Below are 23,340 nucleotides of genomic sequence, written 5' to 3' on the forward strand. Positions count from 1 at the left end.
AAACGGAGTACCGAATGAATATTTTTGAGCAGGTAGAGTCTCAAGTACGTTCTTATTCACGTTCATTTCCGACTGTTTTCAGTACGGCGAAAAACGCACGTTTGCAAAGCCGTGATGGCCGCAGCTATATCGACTTTCTGGCTGGCGCCGGTACCCTGAACTATGGCCACAATAACGATCTATTGAAGCAGCCATTGCTGGACTATATTCAGGCGGATGGCATTACCCATGGCCTGGATATGTATACCGAAGCAAAAGAAGGTTTTCTGCAAGCTTTTCAGAAGATCATTATGAAGCCACGCGACATGAACTATAAAGTTCAGTTCACCGGCCCAACTGGCACCAACGCGGTGGAAGTGGCACTGAAAATAGCCCGTAAAGCGAAAGAGCGTACCGGCATTGTGTCTTTTACCAATGGTTATCATGGTTGCACCCTGGGTTCTCAGGCGGTGACAGGTAACAAGGGTCAGCGTAAAGGCGCAGTGGTGTCTTTGGGTGATGTGACACGCATTCCCTATGACGACTATGGCGATGAAGACGATGATTTTATGGGTCTTAAATTACTCGATCAGATGCTGAGCGATCCGGGTAGTGGTGTTGAAGTACCTGCAGGCGTTATTGCGGAAACTGTGCAGGGCGAAGGTGGCATGACAGCCGCTCGTATGAGCTGGTTACAACAGCTGGAAAGCTTATGCCGCAAACACGACATGCTGCTTATCATCGATGATATTCAGGCAGGTTGTGGCCGTACCGGAACCTTCTTTAGTTTTGAACCGGCTGGCATCAAGCCGGACATTGTAACCCTGTCTAAATCGTTAAGCGGTTACGGTTTGCCGTTTGCGGTGACCCTGCTACGCCCTGATCTGGATCTATGGGACCCGGCCGAGCACAACGGTACTTTCCGTGGTAATAACCTGGCTTTTGTTACAGCCCGGGTTGCCCTGGAAGAGTACTGGCAGGATGACAAGTTTGCCCAGCAGATTAAGCAAAAAGCAGAGATCCTGGAAAAACGCTTTAGCGGTATCGTTGATCGTTTTGATGCGGATATGAAATTAAAAGGCCGCGGCATGATGCGCGGTATTGCAACGCCAAGCGGTGAAATTGCAGGGCAAATTTGTAAAGAAGCCTTTGCCAATGGCCTGGCGGTAGAAACCAGCGGTTCCTGGAGCGAGGTGGTCAAATGCTTGTGTCCATTGACCATCCCGGAAGAAGATCTGAACGAAGGCCTGGATATACTTGAAAATGCCTTTGCCAGTGTATTGTCTGAAAAAGAAGCGAAAGCTAGTTAATAACAGGAGATAATAAATGATAGTTCGTACTCTTGATGATTGCCGTAAATCAGGTCGTAAAGTAGATGGTGAGACCTGGAATAGCGTTCGCTTGTCACTGAAAGACGACAACATGGGGTATTCGTTTCACATCACTACGATTTATGCGAATACGGAAACCCCTATTCATTATAAGAATCATCTGGAAACCGTGTACTGCGTATACGGTGAAGGTTCCATTTTAGACAAAGCTACGGGTATCGAGCATCCGATAAAACCGGGTACTGTTTATATGCTGAACAAACATGATGATCATATTTTAAAAGCTAAATCAGAAATGCAGATGGCCTGTGTGTTTAATCCACCGTTGAACGGTAAAGAAACACATGGGCCGGACGGCGCTTATCCGCTGGAAGCGGAAGCGGTAACTGATTAAAGCTTAACATTAAGGGGGTACCCGTTATGCAGGGCCATACGGTCGAAAAAATTGGTGGTACTTCGATGAGTGATTACGCCGCAGTGCGCGATAACATCATCAAGTGCGATGGATCCAAAGAAGAGATCTATAATCGCATCTTTGTAGTGTCTGCGTACTCGGGTATCACCAATGGCTTGCTGGAAGATGCCAGCAACAATAAACCAGGCGTGTATGCGCTCTTTGCCAATAATGATTCAGACTGGCAATGGAGCGAGCGCCTGAGCGAAGTTGCAGAAGAAATGATGCAACACAACGCTAAACTTTTTGACCGCGAGCATACTCGCAAGCAAGCCGACCATCTGGTGACAGAAAGGGTGGAAGGCATTCGTAACTGTTTGCATGATTTGCAGCGTGTCTGTTCTTACGGTCATTTTCAGATTGGCGAACACTTGTCCACAGTGCGCGAGATGATTGCCGGGTTGGGTGAGGCCAATAGTGCCTTTAACCTGGCCCTGCTTTTACAGTCGGAAGGGATCAACGCGCGGTTTGTTGACCTGACCGGTTGGCGTGAAGCCGACGATTTACCGATTGATGAAAAGATTAAGAACATTTTCAGCAAATATGACTTTAGTGAAGAACTGCTGATCGTGACTGGATATATTCAGTGTAAAGAAGCCATGATGAGTACCTTCGGGCGAGGTTACAGCGAAATTACCTTTAGTAAAATCGCTGAAATCACCGGCGCTCGTGAAGCGGTTATACATAAGGAATATCATTTATCCAGTGCCGACCCTAAAGTGGTAGGTGACGATAAGGTGCGGCCCATAGGGCGTACCAATTATGATGTTGCTGACCAGCTGTCGCTGATGGGGATGGAAGCTATTCATCCTAAAGCGGCACGGGGTCTGCGCCAGAAAGAAATTCCTTTACGCGTTAAAAACACCTTCCAGCCTGATCATGATGGCACTTTGATTACTAATGACTATATTAGTGAAGAGCCTTGTGTAGAAATAGTGGCTGGCAAGCGTCGCGTTTTTGCTTTGGATGTGTTCGACCAGGACATGACGGGTGAACAGGTCCATTTTCTGAATATCCAGAAAACGGTACAGGACTGTGATGTCTCGCTGGTGGCCAGAGAGCACAATGCCAATACAGTCACTCTGTACACAAACAGTGGTTTGAAAGGCATTAACCGACTCAAAACACGGCTCAAAGAAGAGTATCCCAATGCAGATATATCCAGCCGTAAGGTGGCTATCATTTCGGTGATTGGCAGCGATATGAACGTACCGGGCATTCTGGCCGATGTCAGCAACGCGCTGGCTGAGCATGATATCAGTATCCTGGCGACCCAGCAGGGCATGCGCCAGGTTGATATTCGTGTCGTAGTTGACGATGAAAACTACGAAGAAGCCACACGAGCTCTACATGCGAAATTCTTCGAAACGGAGGCTACAGAAAGCAGTAAAGAAGACGTAGCCTGATTAAGGAGGAAGTAATCATGAAACGTTTTTTGCTTTGTTCAGTCTTATCGGGGCTGGCAATAACGCCAGCCTTAGCTGACCCGGGGGATCGCGTCCGTGTGGCTGAAAGCGTTGTAAGTTCCGGAATTGAGAGCGAAAAGGCGCATTTTCGGGTGGTGCAGGTGGTGGAAGCGTTAGAGCACCCCTGGGCCATGGCCTGGTTGCCGGATGGCCGTATGTTAATTACAGAACGAGGCGGTAACCTGGTCCTGGCAGGCCCTGATGACGTAACCTCTATTGGCGGATTACCTGAAATCGATGCTGAAGAAGACCAATTATCGGCTCCGGATGGCGGCAATCAGGGCGGCTTAATGGATTTGGTTTTGCACCCTGATTACGATCAGAATGGCTGGATTTATTTTACGTATTCAAGCCCTGGTGATGATGACGGGGTGGCTGAAGAAGACCGTGGTACCGGCACTGCTTTAGCCCGCGCTCGTTTAAGTGATGACGGCTCAGAGTTAGTCGACCTGGAAACCATATACGCACAAACACCCCGTCACGTACCTGGCCGCCATTATGGTTCCCGCATTGTATTTCCTGATGACGGTAGTGTTATTTTCTCCATAGGTGACCGTGGTTTGCGGTGGCCGTCGCAGGACCTGACCGACCCGGGTGGTTCCATGATCCGCTTGTATGAAAGTGGCGGTGCTCATGAAGAAAATCCTTTTGTACGCCAGGCTCCGGGCAATTTACGCCCAGAGATTTATTCCTATGGTCATCGTAATAATCAGAGCATGGCGCTACATCCTGATACCGGTGAGTTATGGACTGCAGAACATGGTCCTTATGGTGGTGACATATTACATAGGGTCGAAAAAGGTAAAAACTACGGCTGGCCGCAGGTTGCCTTTGGCGTCGAATATTCGACCAAAGAAAAAATAGGCATTGGTGAGTCCGCACCTGGTGTTCAGGCTCCTTTGCATGTATGGGAAGACTCTATGGCGCCTTCGGGTATGGCTTTTTACACAGCCGCTCATTTCCCTGGGTGGCAGAACAGCCTTTTTGTCGGTTCACTCTATCGTGAAGAACTGCATCGCCTGGAAATTACAGATGGCGAGGTGACGCACCGGGAAGAGCTACTGGATGAAACGGTAGGTCGAATCCGTGACGTAAGGCAGGGGCCGGATGGCTATCTGTACTTGCTTACGGACGAAGGTGAAGCGGGCGTTTATCGTCTGGAACCTGTCGAATAAGTTTTTATTTTTCAACTCTGATTTATGAGTATTGTCGACAATATAGCGGTTGCCACCCTTGGCAACCGCTATATTTTTCTTTAAAATGCTTATTCTTTCTATTTATGTCGACAATCTATGACGTTGCCTATGACAACGAACAATCCGATTTTACGCAGCCCAGTGACCGCTTCTGACCGCTTATTGCTGGAGATTCAGCGCGCGATAGTCGAAGGCGATATTGCTGCGGGCAGTAAAATCAGTGAACCTGAGCTGGCACGACGTTTTAATGTCAGCCGGGCACCTTTGCGTGAAGCGTTGGCACGATTGGAACGTTGTCATCTGATTGAACGAATCCCGAATGCGGGAGCCCGGGTAGTGACCCTCTCAGCTCAGGGTTTGCTGTCGCTTTATCAGTTACGTGAAGAGCTGGAAGGGCTCGCCTGCAGGCTGGCTGCCGAAAACATGGCTGAGCAGGAAATTGAAGAACTGCGCGGTCTGCTGGATCAGCATTTGTCGTCACAACGAGTGCGTGAAGGGGAAAGTTACTATCAGGAAGCCGGTGACCTGGATTTCCATTACCGCATTATTCTGGGCAGCAAGAATTCATATTTGATCAATATACTCTGTGACGAGCTCTACTTTCTGGTACGTATGTACCGGGTGCAACTGGGTATGAACGGGCCGCGTGTGTCGCGGGCCTTTGATGAACACAAAGCTATTATCAGTGCTATTGCCAGTCGCGATGGTGAACTGGCCGATTTATTGATGCGCCGTCATATCAGTGCATCACGTCGAAATATCGAATTACAACTTCAACAGATGGGGAACTAACATGACTCAAGTACAGAGTGCAGGCGCTAAACTGCGTCAGGCTATCGCCGCGGAAAATCCATTGCAAATCGTGGGTACTATTAACGCCTACACAGCCATGATGGCTGAGCGTGTGGGGCATAAGGCCCTGTACCTGTCCGGCGCTGGTGTGGCAAATGCCTCTTTTGGTTTACCGGATCTGGGCATGACCTCTTTGAACGATGTCTGTGAAGATATCCGTCGCATTACCGGTGCTACTGATGTGCCTTTGCTGGTCGACGCAGACACCGGTTGGGGCGGTGCTTTTAATATCTCACGTACAGTGAAAGAAATGACTCGCGCGGGCGCTGCAGGTTTCCATATTGAAGATCAGGTCGCGCAAAAACGCTGTGGCCACCGTCCGAATAAAGAAATTGTTTCCCAGGAAGAAATGGTGGATCGCGTAAAGGCTTCAGTAGACGCCCGTACCGACGACCAGTTCTTAATCATGGCGCGTACCGACGCGCTGCAGCAGGAAGGCCTGCAATCTGCTATCGAACGTTCTCAGGCTTGCGTAGAAGCTGGCGCCGATGCGATTTTTGCTGAAGCGGTAACTACACTGGAAGAGTACAAGGCATTTACGGACGCGCTGAATGTACCAGTACTGGCCAACATTACTGAGTTCGGTGCCACGCCGTTGTTTAATAAAGAAGAGCTGGCCGGCGTAGGCGTCGACCTGGTGCTCTATCCGTTAAGCGCATTCCGGGCGATGAATAAAGCAGCGCTGAATGTATATCAGAATATTCTGCAGGACGGCGATCAGAAAGCGGTAGTGGACAGCATGCAGACTCGTGCCGAGCTGTATGACTTCCTGAACTACCACGATTTTGAAGAAAAGCTGGATGCACTATTTAAGAAGTAAAACTGAAAGCAGTCTGCCTTCCCGGGTAAACAAATAGCCGGGCACATAAACAGGCAGGCAAATAAACTGAATACGACACGAGGAATAGTATTATGGCTGAGAAAGCATTAGGCGGCGCAGGTTTGCGCGGACAGGTAGCTGGCGAAACAGCATTATGCACAGTGGGCCAGAGCGGTTCAGGATTAACGTACTGTGGTTATGACATTAAAGAGCTGGCTGACAAAGTAAGCTTTGAAGAAGTGGCTTATCTGCTGGCGCACAATGAATTGCCCAACCAGAGTCAGTTAAGCGAATATAAAGCACGCCTTAAATCCATGCGTGCGTTACCACAGGAACTGAAAGATGTACTGGAACGCATTCCGGCTGAAGCCCATCCAATGGATGTTATGCGTACTGGTTGTTCGTTCCTGGGTAACCTGGAAACTGAGCAGAGTTTTGACGAAGCAGACAGCCACATTGAGCGCTTGCTAGCGGTATTCCCAAGCATTGTACTGTACTGGTATCGCTTCAGTCATGACGGCGTACGCATTGAAACCGAAACTGACGACGATTCTATTGGCGCGCATTTCCTGCACATGCTGCATGACAAAGCGCCTTCAGAACTGCATACCGCAGTGATGAATACCTCACTGATCCTGTATGCCGAGCATGAATTCAATGCCTCTACGTTCACGGCCCGTGTATGTGCTTCAACACTGTCTGATATTCATTCTTGTGTAACCGGTGCTATCGGTTCCCTGCGTGGACCTCTGCACGGCGGTGCCAACGAAGCGGCGATGGATTTGATTGAAAATATGGAATCGCCAGCCGCTGCAGAAGAAACCCTGCTTGGCATGCTGGCGCGTAAAGATAAAATTATGGGTTTTGGCCACGCTATTTACCGTGAATTTGATCCGCGCAATGACATCATCAAAGAATGGTCGAAAAAGCTGTCTGAAGAAGTCGGCGACAGCCGTTTGTATGACGTCTCTGTACGTTGTGAAGAAGTTATGTGGAACGAGAAAAAACTCTTCCCGAATGCGGATTTCTTCCATGCGTCGGCATACCACTACATGGGCATACCGACTAAATTGTTTACCCCGATTTTCGTGATGTCACGGGTCAGCGGCTGGACAGCTCATGTGAAAGAGCAACGCGCGAACAACCGCATTATTCGCCCAAGTGCAGATTACACCGGTCCAGAACCGCGTCCGGTACCCGCACTTTCTGAACGCAAGTAACGGGTGGCTTTAATGAATAGCGATTATCGCAAAATATTACCGGGCACCACTTTATTGTATTTTGATGCCCGTGAAGCCGTAGAAGACATAAAACCGGGAAGCTACGACGGCCTGCCATACACCTCGAAGGTGTTGGCTGAGCAGTTGGTACGTCGTTGCGATCCGGCGATGTTAAAAGACTCATTAATTCAGTTGATTGAGCGCAAGCGTGATCTGGATTTCCCCTGGTATCCGGCGCGTGTAGTGTGCCATGACATTCTCGGACAAACCGCGCTGGTGGATTTAGCCGGTTTACGGGATGCCATAGCCGACAAGGGCGGAGATCCGGCGAAAGTGAATCCGGTAGTGCCGACTCAGCTGATTGTTGATCATTCACTGGCAGTGGAACATGCCGGTTTTGATAAAGACGCTTTTGAAAAAAACCGTGCTATTGAAGATCGCCGTAACGATGACCGTTTCCACTTTATTAACTGGACCAAAACGGCCTTTAAAAACGTTGATGTGATCCCACCGGGCAACGGCATTATGCACCAGATTAATCTGGAGAAAATGTCGCCGGTAGTGCAGGTACGGGACGGCGTAGCTTTCCCGGATACCTGTGTTGGCACCGACAGCCATACTCCTATGGTTGATGCTTTAGGTGTTATTTCGGTAGGTGTTGGCGGTCTGGAAGCGGAAAGCGTGATGCTGGGCCGTGCTTCTTACATGCGTCTGCCGGATATTGTAGGTGTTGAGCTGACCGGTAAACTGCAGCCAGGCATTACCAGTACCGATCTGGTGTTGGAAATCACTGAGTTTTTACGTCGTGAACGTGTGGTTGGCGCTTATCTTGAGTTTTACGGTGAAGGCGCGGATAAATTAACCGTGGGGGATCGGGCAACGATCTCCAATATGACGCCGGAATACGGTGCGACGGCCGCTATGTTCTATATCGATGAACAGACAACGGACTATCTGAAAATTACCGGACGCGAGGATGATCAGGTGAAACTGGTCGAGACCTTCGCCAAGGAAACCGGTCTGTGGGCAGATCAAATGAAAGGCGCTGAGTATGAACGTGTGCTGCATTTTGATTTGTCGAAAGTACAGCGTAACTTAGCCGGACCTTCTAATCCGCATGCCTTGTTGCCGTCTTCTGAACTGGCCGCCCGTGGCGTGTCCGGTCCGGTCGAAATGGTCGATGGCAAAATGCCGGACGGCGCCGTTATTATTGCGGCTATTACCAGCTGTACCAATACCAGTAACCCGCGCAATATGGTGGCTGCCGGTCTGATTGCCCGTAACGCCAATAAACTGGGTTTAACCCGTAAGCCCTGGGTTAAGTCGTCGTTAGCACCAGGCTCTAAAACGGTGAAAATGTACCTGGAAGAGTCTAACCTGCTACCGGAACTCGAAGATCTTGGTTTTGGTGTCGTAGGTTTTGCCTGTACCACCTGCAACGGCATGAGTGGCTCTCTGGACCCGGCGATTCAGGAAGAAATCATTGAACGTGATTTGTATTCCACCGCCGTGTTATCGGGCAACCGTAACTTTGATGGCCGTATTCATCCGCATGCCAAGCAAGCCTTTCTGGCGTCGCCGCCACTGGTGGTGGCTTATGCGATTGCCGGTACTATTCGTTTTGATATCGAAAAAGATGCACTGGGTTATGACGCCGAAGGCAACCCCATCACCTTAAAAGATATCTGGCCAACGGATGAAGAAATCGACGCTATTGTGAAGCAGTCAGTGAAACCTGAGCAGTTCCGCAAAGTCTATGACCCTATGTTTAACCTGTCGGTAGACTACGGTGAGAAGAACAACCCACTGTATGACTGGCGTGCGCAAAGTACTTATATTCGCCGTCCACCTTACTGGGAAGGGTCGTTTGCCTCAGAACCTTCGCTTACTGGCATGCGCCCACTGGCTGTGTTGGGTGACAACATCACCACCGATCACCTGTCGCCTTCTAATGCCATTATGGCAGCGAGTGCCGCAGGCGAGTATCTGACCAGCATGGGTGTGCCTGAAGAGGACTTTAACTCCTACGCAACGCACCGCGGCGATCATCTGACCGCGCAGCGGGCGACTTTTGCTAATCCTAAGCTGTTCAACGAAATGGTTACCGACAAAGACGGTAAGGTGAAGCAGGGGTCGTATGCGCGCATCGAGCCGGAAGGCAAAGAAAGCCGTATGTGGGAAGCGATCGAAACCTATATGGAGCGCAAGCAGCCGTTGATCATTATCGCCGGTGCTGACTATGGTCAGGGCTCGTCCCGGGACTGGGCGGCCAAAGGGGTTCGTCTGGCGGGTGTTGAAGCCATTGCCGCAGAAGGTTTTGAGCGTATTCACCGCACTAACCTGATTGGCATGGGCGTATTACCGCTGCAGTTTGCAGAAGGCACCACGCGCAAGACGCTGCAGATTGACGGTACTGAAACCTTTGACGTGAAAGGCTCGCCTTCGCCAGGTTCAGCACTGACGCTGGTGATAAATCGCAAAGACGGAGATCAACTGGAAGTGCCCGTAACCTGTCGTATAGATACCGCTGAAGAGCTTAGTATCTACGAAGCGGGTGGGGTATTACAGCGTTTTGCCCAGGACTTCTTAGAGTCCACAGTCGCTTAACAAGAAGCAGATAAAAGGGCTCGTTTTTAGCGGGCCCTTTTTTATGGTTGGAGATAACAGATGACACACCCGGCACAGATTAAAATACCCGCGACCTATATGCGTGGCGGTACCAGCAAGGGCGTATTTTTTCGCCTCGATGACCTGCCTGAAGCGGCACAGCAACCTGGCAAAGCTCGGGATAACTTATTGCTGCGCGTTATTGGCAGTCCGGATCCTTATGCCAAACATACCGATGGCATGGGCGGGGCGACCTCGAGCACCAGTAAAAGCGTAATCCTGTCCAAAAGCAGCAAAGCAGATCATGATGTGGACTACCTTTTTGGTCAGGTCTCTATTGATAAACCTTTTGTAGACTGGAGTGGTAACTGTGGCAACCTGTCGGCGGCGGTAGGGCCCTTTGCCATTAGCTGTGGTCTGATTGACAGCAGCAAACTAGTGCAGAATGGCATGGCCGAGATTCGTATCTGGCAGGCCAATATCGAGAAAACTATCATCGCCCGGGTCCCTATAGTCAACGGTGAAGTACAGGAAACCGGTGACTTTGAGCTGGACGGCGTGACTTTCCCCGCTGCCGAAGTGCCGGTTGAGTTTCTCGACCCGGCTTCCGACAAAGACGGCCAGGGCGGTTCTATGTTCCCCACCGGCAATCTGATTGATGAACTGGAAGTACCAGGCATCGGGACCATTCAGGCGACTATGATAGACGCCGGTATTCCGACGGTATTTATCAATGCAGAAGACGTCAACTACACAGGTATTGAACTGCAGGAAGCCATCAACGGTGATCCGGATGCATTGATGATGTTTGAACGCATCCGTGCCCATGGCGCTTTAAAAATGGGTTTAATCAGTGAACTGGGCGAAGCAGAAAACCGTCAGCACACGCCCAAAGTGGCTTTTGTGGCCAAACCTCAGGACTATATTGCGTCCAGCGGTAAAAAGGTCACAGCGGGCGGAACTGACTTGCTGGTACGAGCCTTATCCATGGGCAAGTTACATCATGCCATGATGGGCACGGCAGCTGTAGCCATTGGCACAGCGGCGGCCATACCAGGCACGCTGGTGAACCTTGCTGCTGGCGGTGGTGAGCCTAAGTTTGTTACCTTCGGCCATCCTTCAGGAACGCTTAAAGTAGGTGCTGAAGCGACGCGGGTAAACGGCGAATGGACGGTGAAAAAAGCTATTATGAGCCGCAGTGCGCGTATCCTGATGGAAGGCGTTGTGCGTGTTCCTGGTGACAGTTTCTAAGACACCGGTGAGCTGTCTTTATTAAAAAAAGCCGTCAGCCCCTGTGGTTGGCGGCTTTCGCCTATCTAATCCCAGCCCCATGTTTACCAAAGTTTTGCATTCATCTGCTTTTAAAGCCCCTTGCTTTTGGCCACCATGTTGAGCGACTAAAACAGTTTAACCTGGAGCCAGATAATAATGAGCAATGCTCCTGTTCTAAAAGGAAGTAGCTTCACATTTTCAATTCTGCAGTTGTTCGACAACAACGTCGAGCAAGCGATTGAATACCTGCAGGCCAAGATTTCTCAGGCCCCTGCATTTTTTGCCCAAGCCCCTTTAATTATCAATATTGAACAGGTCACAGAACAACAGGTCCCGTTCGAACAGTTAAAAGCAGGAATTGAAACTCTGGGCATGCGCCCGGTGGCCGTGGTGGGCTGTGAAACTGAGAGCAGCCGCCAGGCCGTGTTTAATTCCGGCATGGCGGCCCTGCGTTCAGCGGGGAACCATTCAGAAATCAATATCCCGCAAGAGAGCGAGCAGAACACGAAAGGCAAAACCACCCAGGTGGTTAAAGTGCCGGTGCGTTCAGGGCAACAGGTTTATGCACAGGGCTGCGATCTTGTGGTGCTGGGGCCTGTCAGTAATGGCGCGGAAGTGATAGCCGACGGTTCTATCCAAATCTATGGAACCCTGCGCGGGCGAGCTATTGCCGGTGCTTCAGGTCAGTTGGGCGCTCATATTATATGTCAGAACCTGCAGGCGGAACTGATTTCTATAGCCGGTGATTACTGGTTAAGCGAGCAGATAGAGAGTGAATACTGGAAGCAGTCTGTAATGATCAGCAAAGTGAATGACAGTCTACAGATTGAATCGATAAAAATTTAAAACAAGGAAATATCATGGCACGCATTATTGTAGTGACGTCAGGAAAAGGCGGAGTCGGTAAAACCACCTCCAGTGCCGCTATTGCCTCAGGGTTGGCGCTGAAGGGCAAAAAAACTGCAGTGATTGATTTTGATATAGGTTTGCGCAATCTGGATTTGATTCTGGGTTGCGAACGGCGGGTTGTGTACGATTTTGTCAATGTACTGAACGGTGAAGCCACCCTGAATCAGGCATTGATCAAAGACAAACGCAGTGAAAACCTGTTTATTCTGCCCGCCTCGCAAACCCGCGATAAAGACGCACTCACCTTTGAAGGCGTCGACAAAGTTTTAAAGGAGCTCGGTGACATGGGTTTTGACTACGTCATTTGTGACTCACCAGCCGGTATTGAGCAGGGCGCCTTAATGGCGCTGTATTTCGCGGATGAGGCCATTATTACCACCAATCCCGAGGTCTCCTCGGTACGTGATTCAGACCGCATTCTGGGTATTCTGGACGCTAAATCAAAGCGCGCAGAAGAGGGGCTGGAACCTGTGCAGCAAAAATTATTGCTGACCCGCTATAACCCTCAGCGTGTGCAGGAAGGTGAAATGCTAAGTGTTGATGATGTGCTCGAGATACTGAACATCCCATTGCTCGGCGTTATTCCTGAAAGCATGGCGGTATTGAACGCCTCAAATAAAGGGGTGCCCGTTGTTTTTGATGAGCAGGCTGACGCAGGAGCGGCTTATCAGGATGCAGTATGCCGATTACTGGGTGAAGAAGTGCCATTGCGCTTTGTCAAAATTGAAAAGAAAAGTCTGTTAAAACGCTTATTTGGGGGGTAATTACGATGTCTTTGCTCGATTTTTTTCGCACCAGCAAACCGTCCACCGCTTCAACGGCAAAAGAACGCCTGCAGATTATAGTGGCGGAACGGCGTAACCAGGGCGACGCATTGCCCGCTTATTTGCCCCAGCTCAAAAAAGAGATACTTCAGGTATTAAGTAAATATGTAAATATTGATGCCGATATGGTTAATATATCACTAGAGCATAGCGACGATAACCTGTCGGTACTTGAGCTGAATGTAACTTTACCGGACGATGATGATTAAGATGAAAAAGAAAAAATATGGCCTGGCGAGCGCAGCTGCGCTTTACTTAATGAGCAGCAGTGCGCTGGCTATAGAATGCGAGTTATCCGCCTATCTGGTGGATGATGAGGGCGAGCTGGGGAGCAGCGCTATTATCAATCCAGCGGATGTTAAAAACATGAGCTGGAGCCAGGATGATGAGAGCTTAGCTACCTGGCGCATTGAGTTAACAGAAGAGGCTGGTGAACAATTACTGGAACATAGCAAAGCGCATATTGGACAGTCGATGGCGTTATTCTGTGATGCCGAGGAAATCGAACGTATGCGAATTATGGCGCCTCTGGGAGCTAAATTTATGATCAAAGGTTTACCACAGGATGTGATTCACCCAGATCGCCTGAGCAACCTGATTCAGATTAAGTAAAGAACTAAGTGCCAGATAACAAAAGGGCCTGAATAATATTCAGGCCCTTTTTAGTTTTCTCTCAGCTTTCGCGCTTAATCATCAACACGCATGGCTTTCAAACGCCGGCCAGCTGCTGATTCATTCACGTTTAACATGTGGTCGCCAATACGCTCCAGGCGGTTCAGCATGTCCATAAAGGTCACGCCAGCCCGTGCTGGATAGTTACCGCTCTCCAGCCTTGTGTAATGCGTATCGCGGTACATGTCACGAGTGCGGTCAATGGCGTTTTCAGTTTCAATAGCGGCGTCCAGGTCTACCTGTTCAGGAGACAGGGCTACATTACGCGTCATGGTTTCAATAGCGGCGGCTACCGCATTCATCATCTCAGCCATTTCTGTAGCCGCATCTTCTGGCCAGGTTGAGCGAGACTCTGTCATACGTTCGGCCAGTTTTGAAATCTGATAATAAATATCCGCAATGCGTTCTAAATCGTTGATCATAGTCTGCATAAAGCGAATACGTTCGCTGGTGGAGTGTTCCAGGTTGGTATGTTCGCTCACTCTTACCAGGTAATCTGAAATCTCCATTTCCATTTCGTCAGTCGCTTCTTCGGCCTTCTGAATTTTGTCTAACAGCGCCTCGCGATTGGCTTTAGGATCAAAAAGCAGTTCATTAACAGAGACGTGCATTTTGCCGACAATATCAACAAAGTGTTGAATTTCTTTGTTGGCCTGCTCGACGGAAAATCCTGGTGACGACATGGGACCACCGCTGATGTAACGCAGATGAAACTGGTCATCTTGTCCGCGGTCGGGCTGAATGTATTCAACAAAACGTACCAGATAAGGCACAAAAGCAAACATAATGAGTACGTTGGCAATATTAAATGTGGTATGGAACAGGGAGAGCGCCAGGGTTGAATTCTGCCTCGCCAGCACATCGTCGCCCATAACAGATAAAGTGCTGCCAGTCGTATACTGAATAATGCTGTCCATCAGGTGCAGTACCGGATAGATAAGGGCCAGCATCCAGAGCACGCCAATCACGTTAAAGAAGAAGTGGAACCTGGCCGCCCTTTTAGCGTGCACATTGCCCACCAAAGCGGCAATGTTGGCGGTCACCGTGGTCCCTATGTTTTCACCCAGAATCATGGCAGCGGCAATAGGAAAGGAAATCCAGCCTTCAAACAGCATCACTAAGGTAATAGCCGTGGCAGCGGACGATGACTGTGTCAGCAACGTTAAAATTGCACCGACGAATACAAAGAGTATTAACGAGAAGTAACCATAACCGGACAAGACGGTAAGAAATTCAAACATCTCCGGGTTGGCGTTGATGTCGGGTACCGCGCCTTTGATAAACTCCAGACCAATGAAAATAATACCAAAACCAACCATAGCCTCGGCAATATTGCGCAGGCGGTTGTTACTGGAGAACAGGAAGGCGAAGAAAATACCGATAACGGCCAAAGCAATGGGCGTTATTTCAAACTTAAAACCAAAGAGTGAAACCATCCAGGCGGTGATGGTGGTGCCTATGTTAGCACCCATAATAACGCCAGTGGATTGTACAAAGGTCAGTAGCCCTGCGTTTACAAAACTGACGGCCATAACGGTGGTGGTGGTTGACGATTGGGTGATGGCGGTGGTGCCAAAGCCTGTTATTACCCCAGTGACCCGGTTCCGGGTCATGCCGCTTAAAATACCTTTTAAACGACTCCCTGCAATCTTTTGTAACCCTTCACTAAAAATTTTCATTCCGAAGATGAAAATACCAAGCGAGCCAATTAACTGTAAAAAGTCAAAAATTGAATAAGTCATTCGCTAAGCCTTTGCCATTCGGACAGGGCTGAAGGGTCGGGTACCTTCGACACTTCAATATCATCCGTTTGCATGGGTGCATATATGAGTGTTTTGAAGCGCGCATTATATCTGTCATTTGGTTGTAATGAAACGGCAGAACGCAATAACTCGGCATGGTCGTTTTGTGTGCAATAGAGCGGCTAACTATACGGTTAATTGAACAGTCAATTAACAAAGATTGATTTAAATTGAATGTTCAATTAACATTAACCCCGTTGTCATATTCCTCCTCTACACTGGAAATCTTCTAAACAACAGCGAAACAGGAAAAATCATGCACACATATCTACCAATGAAGCGAAGCTTAATTGCTCTTTCGATAATTTCAGCTTTCTCATTTACATCTTTATCTGCCACAGCACAGGAAGCTGCAGATCAGGAAAATGCCAGCGAAGAAGAAAGCGAGCAGTATGAATCCATTCGGGTTATGGGACGCAGTGTTTCCTACGCCAATACCACGTCGTCTGAAGAGATGCAGTTGCAGCAAACCTCAATGACCAGTGCTTTATCAAGCATTAATAACCTGCCAGGTGTACTGGTCAACGAAGGTGACCCCTTCGGCTCTGATGAATGGTCTACCAGTGTGTCTATTCGTGGTTTTCAGCTTGACCTTGAGTCACAGCAGATAGGCATGACGGTTGACGGAATAGCAAACGGAAATTCCAACTACGGTGGCGGTACTAAAGCCAATCGCTTTATTGATACCGAGAACTTGCGTGCCAGTGAGGTATCTCAGGGGACAGCTGATATAAGCTCACGCTCGCACGAAGCTCTCGGTGGTACTCTTAACTTCACCAGTATCGACCCGACCTTTGAAGAAAAGTTCACCGTCAGCACAACCTGGGGTGAACACAATGCGCAAAAACTCTATGCTCGCTACGACACCGGCGAAATAGCACGGGACACTTTTGCCTGGGTTAGCGTATCAACTCAACAAAATGATGATTACATGGACGGTGCGGTCACCAACACTCGCGATCATTTTGCAGGTAAAATTATCAGTCGTGTCAATGACGTCGACTTGACGGGTTACTTTAGCTACGACGATGCGCAGGAATATACGTACCAGCGCCTGTACGGCTTAGAGCAATATCAACAGAATCCTGAGTGGGATGGTCTGACAAGTGACTGGTCAGGCATTCCTCACCAGGATCAGGCTTGGCGTGAAGGCTGGGTGACTGAGCGGGAAAACATATTCGGTTATCTTCAAGCTGAGTTTTTTGTGGGTGACGTAGAAGTCAGTACAAACGCTTATTATCATGAAAATGAAGGTACTGGTAAGTGGATTCCACCTTATGTTGCTGATGTAACTGATGACGGTGAAGGCAATCCGCATTCTGAACTGGATCCTTCGACCACCGTTTATGGTGGCGAGGAGCAAGGCCTTATTTATTTCGTCAATAGAGACGGCGAATCAGTGTCTCCTATTGCAGGCTGTGAAAGTTCCATTACTTCTCCTTATGGCGGTGGCGGTCCTGAGGTTGATCCTGGCTGTTATGAGCAGGGCGCAACGCCAGTCAGCTCGCACCGTCATACCCACTACAACAAGCAGCGCTATGGCTTTAACGCTGATTTAACCTGGGAAACCAGCCTTGCCGGTATGCCAAACGTAGTTCGTGGTGGTATCTGGTATGAAGATTATCAGCGTGAAGAATATCGTGACTGGCATCAGACGATTGATGCTTCAAACGGTCCACGTGCAGAGCATAACCCTTACTGGGTCCAGTACAGCCGCGAGTTTCCGGTTGAAACCTTCATGTATTACGCGGAAAACGAATTGGATGCAGGCTTTGCTAAATTCCGTTTTGGCGTGAAAAAATACGATGTAGACGTAGCAAAAGAAGACCAGTTTGACGCTAGCAATGATTTGCAGGTTTCTTCTGATTCTGATGTTCTGGTATCTGCGGGTGTAGTGGCTCCGGTTACTGCCGTTCCTGGTTTGGAAGTCTTTGCTGGTTTTGCTGAAAACTATGCAGCTATTAAAGATACTGTGCTGGAAGCAGATGACAGTGACGTCAGCATGGTAGAACCAGAAACCGCTGATAACCTTGACCTTGGTCTGCGTTATTCATCGCCTGGTTTTAATGCCAGCCTGACGTATTACAACATTAAGTTTGAGAACCGTATCACTTTCATTACGCTTGAAGACATCAGCGGTATCGACTTTTTAGAGTCTGCAGCCGGTGCTTACATTAATGAAGGGGGGGTCGACTCTGAAGGTATTGAGGCCTCTGTTGATTATCGTTTAACCGATAATCTGGGCGTCTATGCGTCTTATACTTACAACGACTCTACCTATACGGATGAAAGCTTTGCCGGTAACCGGGTGCTGGGCAGTGCCAAAGACATGGCCGTACTTAGCTTTAATTATCGCAATGACGGTTTCTTTGCTGGTTTCAGCACTAAGTATGTAGGTTCGCGTTTTATGGACCAGGCAAATACTCAGCAAACCGATTCTTATGTCATCAGCGACCTGTATTTGGGTAAAGCAGTTTATGACGTAGGTCCTGGTGTTGATAACCTGGAATTTCGTTTCACTATTAACAACCTCTTTAATGAGCGTTATCTGGGCACCTTAGCCCCGAGCGCTGGTTGGATTGGTGCACCACGCATCGCCGCTCTTAATATGAAGTTCGTGTTTTAATAGTGCTTAGTACTCCACATGCAGCCCTTGCTGCATGTGGTTTTTTTACTAACCCAAGTACGATCCTGTAGTATTAATAAGTTTTTATGATGTAACGGTGGCGTAGTGACAGAATATCACTTTCGTCTTTCTGCTTTAAAAGCTTATTAATCACTTATGGAATAGAGATAGCAATGCCAAAAGTTGGAATGGAATTGGTTCGTCGGCAGCAGTTAATTGATGCCACGATCGAAGTTGTAGCCGAGGTGGGTTTACGCGGTGCCACTATTAATTTAATCAGCCGTAAAGCTGGCATGTCATCGGGAATTATCAGCCATTACTTTGGCGGTAAACAAGCGCTGATCGAAGCCTCCGTGCGTTACTTGCTGTCCAGGCTACGAATGGAAGAGTCGCCGGACACACCGCTGGAACGACTGATGAAGATTGTTGATCTGAACTTTTCAAAAGTTCAGCAGGCCGACCCCAGCACCAAAACCTGGCTGAGCTTCTGGGGACAGTCGATGCATGACGTCGACTTGTATCGCCTGCAGGAAGTGAATAAACGACGTTTGGTAAGCAATTTAAGATACAGCTTTAAACAGTTAATGGAACCCGAACGGGCCGCTGAAGAAGCTGAAATCACGGCCGCTTTGATTGACGGTTTCTGGCTACGCTGTGCGTTAAGCCGGGCCAATGAAGCCAAATTCGAAGCCGCTAGAAAGCATATAAAAAATTACATTATTGCGGTATTAGAAAACCAGGAAAAATTAACCAATTAGCGAGTTAAAACGGGAGTTTGTGTTGTCTACTGAGTTACTTAAAAACTATGTCCACGGCCAGTTTGCCAGTACGCAAAGTGGTGTTACTTTCGACGTAATCAACCCCGCCACCGGCGCGATGATTTACCCAGTAGAGCAGGCCGATGAGCCACTGATGGAAGCTGCCTTAAGCAGTGCGGCCGAAGGTTTTAAACTCTGGTCAGCCACTCCCGCTATTGAACGTGCCCGTATTTTGCAACGCGCAGCAGCTTTGTTGCGTGAACATAACGACGAGCTGGCCCGCCTGGAAGTGCTGGATACCGGCAAACCCTGGCAGGAAGCCTGCGAAGTAGATGTGCAAACCGGCGCCGACGCCATTGAGTACTTTGCTAATTTGTGTCCTTCGTTAATGGGCGAACAGCAAAGCGTGGGCGACGACTTCTTTTACACCCGTGAAGAACCTCTGGGCATTTGTCTGGGCATTGGTGCCTGGAACTATCCTTTACAAATTGCCTGTTGGAAATCCGCCGCAGCTCTGGCGGCTGGCAACAGCATGATCTTCAAACCGTCTGAAGAAACCCCACGTGGCGCCGCTATGCTGGCTCAGATATTCAGCGAAGCTGGAGTGCCTGATGGCGTTTTCAACGTCGTACAGGGCGATGCCGATGTGGGTAAATACCTGGTTAATCATTCAGCCATTGCCAAAGTGTCCTTAACCGGCGAAGTTGGCACCGGTAAAAAAGTCATGGCCGCTGCCGCCGGCAGCTTAAAAGCCGTGACCATGGAGCTGGGTGGTAAGTCGCCGATGATTATTTTTGACGATGCGGATCTGGATGAAGCCGTGACCGGCGCCATGATGGGCAACTTTTACACCCAGGGCGAAGTCTGCACCAATGGCACCCGGGTGTTTGTGCATGAGTCTATGTATGACGCCTTTGTTGAGCGATTGGTGCAGCGCACTGAAAGCAATATTATCGCCGCCGATCCTATGGATCCTAAGACCAACCTGGGCGCCTTAATCTCCAGAAAACACATGCAAAGCGTGCTGGATTATATTGAAACCGGTAAGCAGGAAGGAGCGACCTTGTTGACCGGTGGTACTCAGCTGCATCCCGAGGGTTGTGAGAACGGCTTTTTTGTAGCGCCTACGGTATTTACCAACTGCAGCGATGAGATGACCATCTGCCGCGAAGAAATATTCGGTCCTGTGATGTCTGTATTGACCTTCACCGATGAAGATGACGTCATTCAACGGGCGAATAACACCGAGTTTGGCCTGGCCGCTGGGGTGTTCACTAAAGATATCCGCCGGGCGCACCGGGTCATCGCTCAGATGCAAGCCGGTATCTGCTGGATCAACGCCTGGGGCAATTCACCTGCAGAAATGCCGGTGGGTGGTTACAAGCAATCCGGTATTGGCCGCGAAAACGGCGTGCAAACGCTGAAATCCTACACCCAGACCAAGTCCGTCTATGTCGGCATGCAGCCACTGGAAGGTCCGTTTTAATGCTGCAGTTCAGTGATTACGATTACATTATTGTCGGCGCCGGCTCGGCCGGCTGTGTGCTGGCCAATCGGCTGACTGAAGATGCCAATTGCGAAGTCCTCTTGCTGGAAACCGGAGGCTCTGATCGCAGTATCTTTATTCAGATGCCAACAGCCTTGTCGATTCCGATGAACACTAAAAAGTACGCCTGGCAGTATCACAGCGAACCCGAACCTTATTTAAACAACCGCCAGATGCACTGCCCACGGGGCAAAGTGCTGGGCGGGTCCTCGTCTATTAACGGCATGGTTTATGTGCGCGGTCATGCTAAAGACTTTGACGAGTGGGAGGCCAGCGGCGCGGAAGGCTGGAATTATCAGCAGTGCCTGCCGTATTTCAAAAAAGCCGAAGACTGGGCTTTTACTCCCGATGCATACCGCAATCAGGGCGGTCCTTTAGCGGTGAATAACGGCAATAATATGCAGAACCCTTTGTATAAAGCCTTTATCAAGGCAGGGGTGGAAGCCGGTTATATGGAAACCGCGGATTATAATGGCAAGCAGCAGGAGGGTTTCGGCCCCATGCACATGACCATTAAAAAAGGTGTCCGTTGGTCTGCCGCCAACGCTTACCTGAAACCCGCCATGCAACGACCCAATCTGCACGTGCAAACCGGCGTGCAGGTAGATCAGGTGTTATTAGAAGGCAATCAGGCCACCGGCGTGCGTTTTCAGCATGACAAAGAGCAATACAGCGTAAAGGCCCGCCGTGAAGTCATTCTGAGCGCAGGCCCCATAGGTTCGCCACAGATATTGCAACTCTCCGGCATTGGCGACAAAGAGACCCTGGACCAAGCCGGCGTCGAGCTGCGCCACCAGCTGCCTGGAGTAGGGCAGAACCTGCAGGATCATCTGGAATTTTACTTCCAGTACAAGTGCCGTCAGCCGCTGACCTTAAACAGCAAGCTGGGGCCTTTCAGCAAACTGGCCATAGGCGTGCGCTGGTTGTTATTTAAAACCGGTCTCGGCGCCACCAATCATTTTGAATCCTGTGGTTTTATTCGCTCCAAAGCCGGTATTGAATGGCCGGATCTGCAATACCACTTTTTGCCTGCGGCCATGCGTTATGACGGCCGTTCAGCCTTTGCCGGGCACGGTTTTCAGTTGCATATCGGGCACAACAAACCGAAAAGCCGCGGTTGGGTGAAAATCAAATCCAACCAGGCCACCACAGCCCCGCAAATTCAGTTTAACTATTTACAGCATCCGGACGACATTGAAGCCTTTCGAGCGTGCGTGCGTTTGTCCCGGGAAATCATTGCTCAGCCTGCGATGGACCCGTATCGCGGCGAAGAAATTCAGCCCGGCGCCAAAGTAGTTAGCGACGAAGAAATCGATGCCTTTGTGCGAGAGTCGGTAGAAAGCGCTTATCATCCCTGTGGCAGCTGCAAAATGGGCTCAGTAGAGGATGAGTGGGCGGTAGTCGATAACCAGACCCGGGTGCATGGTATTAAGGGCTTACGGGTTGTGGATTCGTCGATTTTCCCGACCATACCCAACGGTAACCTGAATGCACCCACTATTATGCTGGCTGAACGAGCCGCCGATATGATTAAAGAGCAGACACCAGCAGCCACCAATGAAGTTGAAGTCGCGCTGGATGCTCAGTGGCAACACAGCCAGCGGCCCAATGCTCCGGCGCGTGGGTAACTGATATGCTGACTCTGGTAGGCGTGGGCATGATCTGCTCTTTAACCATAGTAGTGATTATTCTGCTGCGTTGGGGCCAATTGCCACTGCAGGGCAAAATACCGGTGTCCACCTGGGTGTTTGTGGCTATCTTGTTTACCTCAGGTTTGGATGTGGGTTTGATCATGTTCCCGCTCACCGAATTCCCGGTGTATGACAACCTTGAGGAAAACGGCGAATACGCCTTTGCCAATCCCTTAGCTATTGAGTTTGGCTTCTGGGGCTTTATGATCTGGGCGATTTATTTTCTGACCTGTTTCTACTTTTGCGCACTGGAACCTAAGCTGCAGTTCTTTCAGATCACCTGGGTAAAATGGCTCAATAACATTGTCATTATCGGCACCTGTGCTTTCACCGCGCACTTACTGTTTGCCAACTTAAGCTGGTATCTGCCAGCCCTGGCAGGGGACAACGACTTTTCCTACATCTATTTAGCCATTGTTGGACTGACCATACTGGCTGCGGTGTATTCAAGTACTGAGCTTAAGTTTGTCAAAATTCTCAGCATAAGCTCCGGCGGTTTGTTTTTCATTCTGACCATCAGCCTTGGCACCTACGCCATGATGCAGCCAGGCATAGACGCCGGCGATTACTTAAATACATTGCCGTTGTTAACCGATTATTTCGCCCACTTACATGAGTTTGTATTGCCCATTAACGACTACCACGCTTTTTACCTGTTCTGGTGGTTCGCCTGGAGCATCATGATAGGGCAGTTTACCGCACGTTTTGTCGGCAATATGCGCACCATCACGCTGTTCCTGCACATGCTGATTTGGCCGTCCATTTCATTAGCGCTCTGGTTTAGCGTGCTCTATCTGTTTTACACTAACGGCATCGACACCTCAGGCGCTATCAACCTGGCCATGGTCGCCGTCGGCATAGTGTTCGTGCTTAACTCGCTCGACTCATTGATACGTTTATATTCAGACAACCTCAACCTGACCGTAGCCCGCTACGGCAAACCCAGGTACATACTGCTGCATGCAACACTCATGATGAGCCTGACCACCTTATTCGGTCTGCAGTTCATACGTATCCAATGGGTAGGTGCCATAGTGATAGGCATCGGCTTCTGCTGCGCCATCTACCTGGCAAAATCAGACAAACGAGCACAATTACCCGCCGCCGATGTTCTTATGAAACTAAAGAGGTAGCCACAAGGCTACTTCTTTAGTTTATCCACACCCCGTAATACCCATATCTGAATAAAGACCGCCAGCACGCTTTGCTATTGCGACCACGAGTTAAGTCTAGTAAGGTCAATAACATAATAACAACATCGCCAGGGATATCAGGCATAGTGAATGGATAAAATGAGTAAGCTCATTTTGTTTCT

The 23,340-nt window shown here is 49.4% G+C and carries 19 protein-coding genes; 18 read left to right on the top strand and 1 reads right to left on the bottom strand.

The annotated features are described in order from the left end of the window. Window positions 1–14: 14 nt before the first annotated feature. The 13 genes from ectB to CWE09_RS01835 all read left to right on the top strand — a co-directional run bounded on the left by ectB (window position 15) and on the right by CWE09_RS01835 (window position 13,542). On the top strand, window positions 15–1,289 hold the full coding sequence (gene ectB, locus CWE09_RS01775; protein WP_126802190.1) for a diaminobutyrate--2-oxoglutarate transaminase: 1,275 nt from the start codon (window positions 15–17) through the stop codon (window positions 1,287–1,289). 16 nt (window positions 1,290–1,305) lie between these two features. Next, window positions 1,306–1,704, top strand: coding sequence for an ectoine synthase (locus CWE09_RS01780; RefSeq protein WP_126802191.1), 399 nt, complete (start codon window positions 1,306–1,308; stop codon window positions 1,702–1,704). Window positions 1,705–1,730: 26 nt separating this feature from the next. Beyond that, window positions 1,731–3,170 (top strand): aspartate kinase, encoded by a 1,440-nt coding sequence (locus CWE09_RS01785; protein ID WP_126802192.1) that lies wholly within the window; start codon window positions 1,731–1,733, stop codon window positions 3,168–3,170. A gap of 17 nt (window positions 3,171–3,187) precedes the next feature. Beyond that, window positions 3,188–4,405, top strand: a complete 1,218-nt coding sequence (locus CWE09_RS01790; RefSeq protein WP_126802193.1) for a PQQ-dependent sugar dehydrogenase — start codon at window positions 3,188–3,190, stop codon at window positions 4,403–4,405. 129 nt (window positions 4,406–4,534) lie between these two features. After that, on the top strand, window positions 4,535–5,218 hold the full coding sequence (locus CWE09_RS01795; protein ID WP_126802194.1) for a GntR family transcriptional regulator: 684 nt from the start codon (window positions 4,535–4,537) through the stop codon (window positions 5,216–5,218). A gap of 1 nt (window position 5,219) precedes the next feature. Continuing rightward, entirely contained in the window at window positions 5,220–6,098 is an 879-nt protein-coding gene (gene prpB / locus CWE09_RS01800) for a methylisocitrate lyase (protein ID WP_126802195.1), read from the top strand. A gap of 92 nt (window positions 6,099–6,190) precedes the next feature. Further along, on the top strand, window positions 6,191–7,318 hold the full coding sequence (prpC, locus tag CWE09_RS01805) for a bifunctional 2-methylcitrate synthase/citrate synthase (protein ID WP_126802196.1): 1,128 nt from the start codon (window positions 6,191–6,193) through the stop codon (window positions 7,316–7,318). A gap of 12 nt (window positions 7,319–7,330) precedes the next feature. Next, a complete protein-coding gene (gene acnD / locus CWE09_RS01810) occupies window positions 7,331–9,925 on the top strand; it encodes a Fe/S-dependent 2-methylisocitrate dehydratase AcnD (RefSeq protein WP_126802197.1) in 2,595 nt (864 codons plus the stop codon). Between the two features lie 60 nt (window positions 9,926–9,985). Then, the gene (gene prpF / locus CWE09_RS01815) at window positions 9,986–11,176 is read left to right on the top strand and encodes a 2-methylaconitate cis-trans isomerase PrpF (RefSeq protein ID WP_126802198.1); all 1,191 of its coding nucleotides are present in this window, start codon (window positions 9,986–9,988) and stop codon (window positions 11,174–11,176) included. A 177-nt stretch (window positions 11,177–11,353) separates the two neighbouring features. Beyond that, on the top strand, window positions 11,354–12,043 hold the full coding sequence (gene minC, locus CWE09_RS01820) for a septum site-determining protein MinC (RefSeq protein WP_126802199.1): 690 nt from the start codon (window positions 11,354–11,356) through the stop codon (window positions 12,041–12,043). 14 nt (window positions 12,044–12,057) lie between these two features. Further along, window positions 12,058–12,870, top strand: a complete 813-nt coding sequence (gene minD / locus CWE09_RS01825; RefSeq protein ID WP_126802200.1) for a septum site-determining protein MinD — start codon at window positions 12,058–12,060, stop codon at window positions 12,868–12,870. Window positions 12,871–12,875: 5 nt separating this feature from the next. Next, on the top strand, window positions 12,876–13,139 hold the full coding sequence (gene minE / locus CWE09_RS01830) for a cell division topological specificity factor MinE (protein WP_126802201.1): 264 nt from the start codon (window positions 12,876–12,878) through the stop codon (window positions 13,137–13,139). Window position 13,140: 1 nt separating this feature from the next. Further along, window positions 13,141–13,542 carry a hypothetical protein gene (locus CWE09_RS01835; RefSeq protein ID WP_126802202.1) on the top strand — a complete coding sequence of 134 codons (402 nt, stop codon included), beginning with the start codon at window positions 13,141–13,143 and terminating at the stop codon, window positions 13,540–13,542. A gap of 74 nt (window positions 13,543–13,616) precedes the next feature. On the opposite strand, the gene CWE09_RS01840 is transcribed toward CWE09_RS01835, so the two are convergent. Beyond that, window positions 13,617–15,344 (bottom strand): Na/Pi cotransporter family protein, encoded by a 1,728-nt coding sequence (locus tag CWE09_RS01840; protein WP_126802203.1) that lies wholly within the window; start codon window positions 15,342–15,344, stop codon window positions 13,617–13,619. 316 nt (window positions 15,345–15,660) lie between these two features. Here CWE09_RS01840 and CWE09_RS01845 point away from each other — a divergent pair, with 316 nt between their 5' ends. From CWE09_RS01845 to CWE09_RS01865, 5 genes are all read left to right on the top strand, one after another. Beyond that, window positions 15,661–18,030: a TonB-dependent receptor domain-containing protein gene (locus CWE09_RS01845; RefSeq protein ID WP_126802204.1), complete on the top strand. Its 2,370-nt coding sequence runs from the start codon at window positions 15,661–15,663 to the stop codon at window positions 18,028–18,030. Window positions 18,031–18,203: 173 nt separating this feature from the next. After that, on the top strand, window positions 18,204–18,788 hold the full coding sequence (gene betI / locus CWE09_RS01850) for a transcriptional regulator BetI (RefSeq protein ID WP_126802205.1): 585 nt from the start codon (window positions 18,204–18,206) through the stop codon (window positions 18,786–18,788). 22 nt (window positions 18,789–18,810) lie between these two features. Then, complete coding sequence (betB, locus tag CWE09_RS01855; RefSeq protein WP_126802206.1) at window positions 18,811–20,274, top strand: betaine-aldehyde dehydrogenase; 1,464 nt, start codon at window positions 18,811–18,813, stop codon at window positions 20,272–20,274. Further along, on the top strand, window positions 20,274–21,962 hold the full coding sequence (gene betA / locus CWE09_RS01860) for a choline dehydrogenase (RefSeq protein WP_126802207.1): 1,689 nt from the start codon (window positions 20,274–20,276) through the stop codon (window positions 21,960–21,962). Before betB ends, betA begins: the two co-directional genes overlap by 1 nt. Then, window positions 21,920–23,158 (top strand): BCCT family transporter, encoded by a 1,239-nt coding sequence (locus tag CWE09_RS01865; protein ID WP_241974281.1) that lies wholly within the window; start codon window positions 21,920–21,922, stop codon window positions 23,156–23,158. Before betA ends, CWE09_RS01865 begins: the two co-directional genes overlap by 43 nt. The last annotated feature ends 182 nt before the right edge of the window (window positions 23,159–23,340 follow it).

Origin of the sequence: Aliidiomarina minuta (genome assembly GCF_003987145.1) — a bacterium.
Classification (GTDB): Bacteria; Pseudomonadota; Gammaproteobacteria; order Enterobacterales; family Alteromonadaceae; genus Aliidiomarina; species Aliidiomarina minuta.

What these genes read in the sequence shown, in the direction of transcription:
- CWE09_RS01845 (WP_126802204.1), top strand. Translation starts at nt 15,661, where the DNA reads ATGCACACATATCTACCAATGAAGCGAAGCTTAATTGCTCTTTCGATA.
- minC (WP_126802199.1), top strand. Translation starts at nt 11,354, where the DNA reads ATGAGCAATGCTCCTGTTCTAAAAGGAAGTAGCTTCACATTTTCAATT.
- minD (WP_126802200.1), top strand. Translation starts at nt 12,058, where the DNA reads ATGGCACGCATTATTGTAGTGACGTCAGGAAAAGGCGGAGTCGGTAAA.
- CWE09_RS01780 (WP_126802191.1), top strand. Translation starts at nt 1,306, where the DNA reads ATGATAGTTCGTACTCTTGATGATTGCCGTAAATCAGGTCGTAAAGTA.
- CWE09_RS01790 (WP_126802193.1), top strand. Translation starts at nt 3,188, where the DNA reads ATGAAACGTTTTTTGCTTTGTTCAGTCTTATCGGGGCTGGCAATAACG.
- prpF (WP_126802198.1), top strand. Translation starts at nt 9,986, where the DNA reads ATGACACACCCGGCACAGATTAAAATACCCGCGACCTATATGCGTGGC.
- ectB (WP_126802190.1), top strand. Translation starts at nt 15, where the DNA reads ATGAATATTTTTGAGCAGGTAGAGTCTCAAGTACGTTCTTATTCACGT.
- CWE09_RS01795 (WP_126802194.1), top strand. Translation starts at nt 4,535, where the DNA reads ATGACAACGAACAATCCGATTTTACGCAGCCCAGTGACCGCTTCTGAC.
- CWE09_RS01835 (WP_126802202.1), top strand. Translation starts at nt 13,141, where the DNA reads ATGAAAAAGAAAAAATATGGCCTGGCGAGCGCAGCTGCGCTTTACTTA.
- CWE09_RS01840 (WP_126802203.1), bottom strand. Translation starts at nt 15,344, where the DNA reads ATGACTTATTCAATTTTTGACTTTTTACAGTTAATTGGCTCGCTTGGT.
- prpB (WP_126802195.1), top strand. Translation starts at nt 5,220, where the DNA reads ATGACTCAAGTACAGAGTGCAGGCGCTAAACTGCGTCAGGCTATCGCC.
- minE (WP_126802201.1), top strand. Translation starts at nt 12,876, where the DNA reads ATGTCTTTGCTCGATTTTTTTCGCACCAGCAAACCGTCCACCGCTTCA.
- betI (WP_126802205.1), top strand. Translation starts at nt 18,204, where the DNA reads ATGCCAAAAGTTGGAATGGAATTGGTTCGTCGGCAGCAGTTAATTGAT.
- acnD (WP_126802197.1), top strand. Translation starts at nt 7,331, where the DNA reads ATGAATAGCGATTATCGCAAAATATTACCGGGCACCACTTTATTGTAT.
- CWE09_RS01785 (WP_126802192.1), top strand. Translation starts at nt 1,731, where the DNA reads ATGCAGGGCCATACGGTCGAAAAAATTGGTGGTACTTCGATGAGTGAT.
- prpC (WP_126802196.1), top strand. Translation starts at nt 6,191, where the DNA reads ATGGCTGAGAAAGCATTAGGCGGCGCAGGTTTGCGCGGACAGGTAGCT.
- betA (WP_126802207.1), top strand. Translation starts at nt 20,274, where the DNA reads ATGCTGCAGTTCAGTGATTACGATTACATTATTGTCGGCGCCGGCTCG.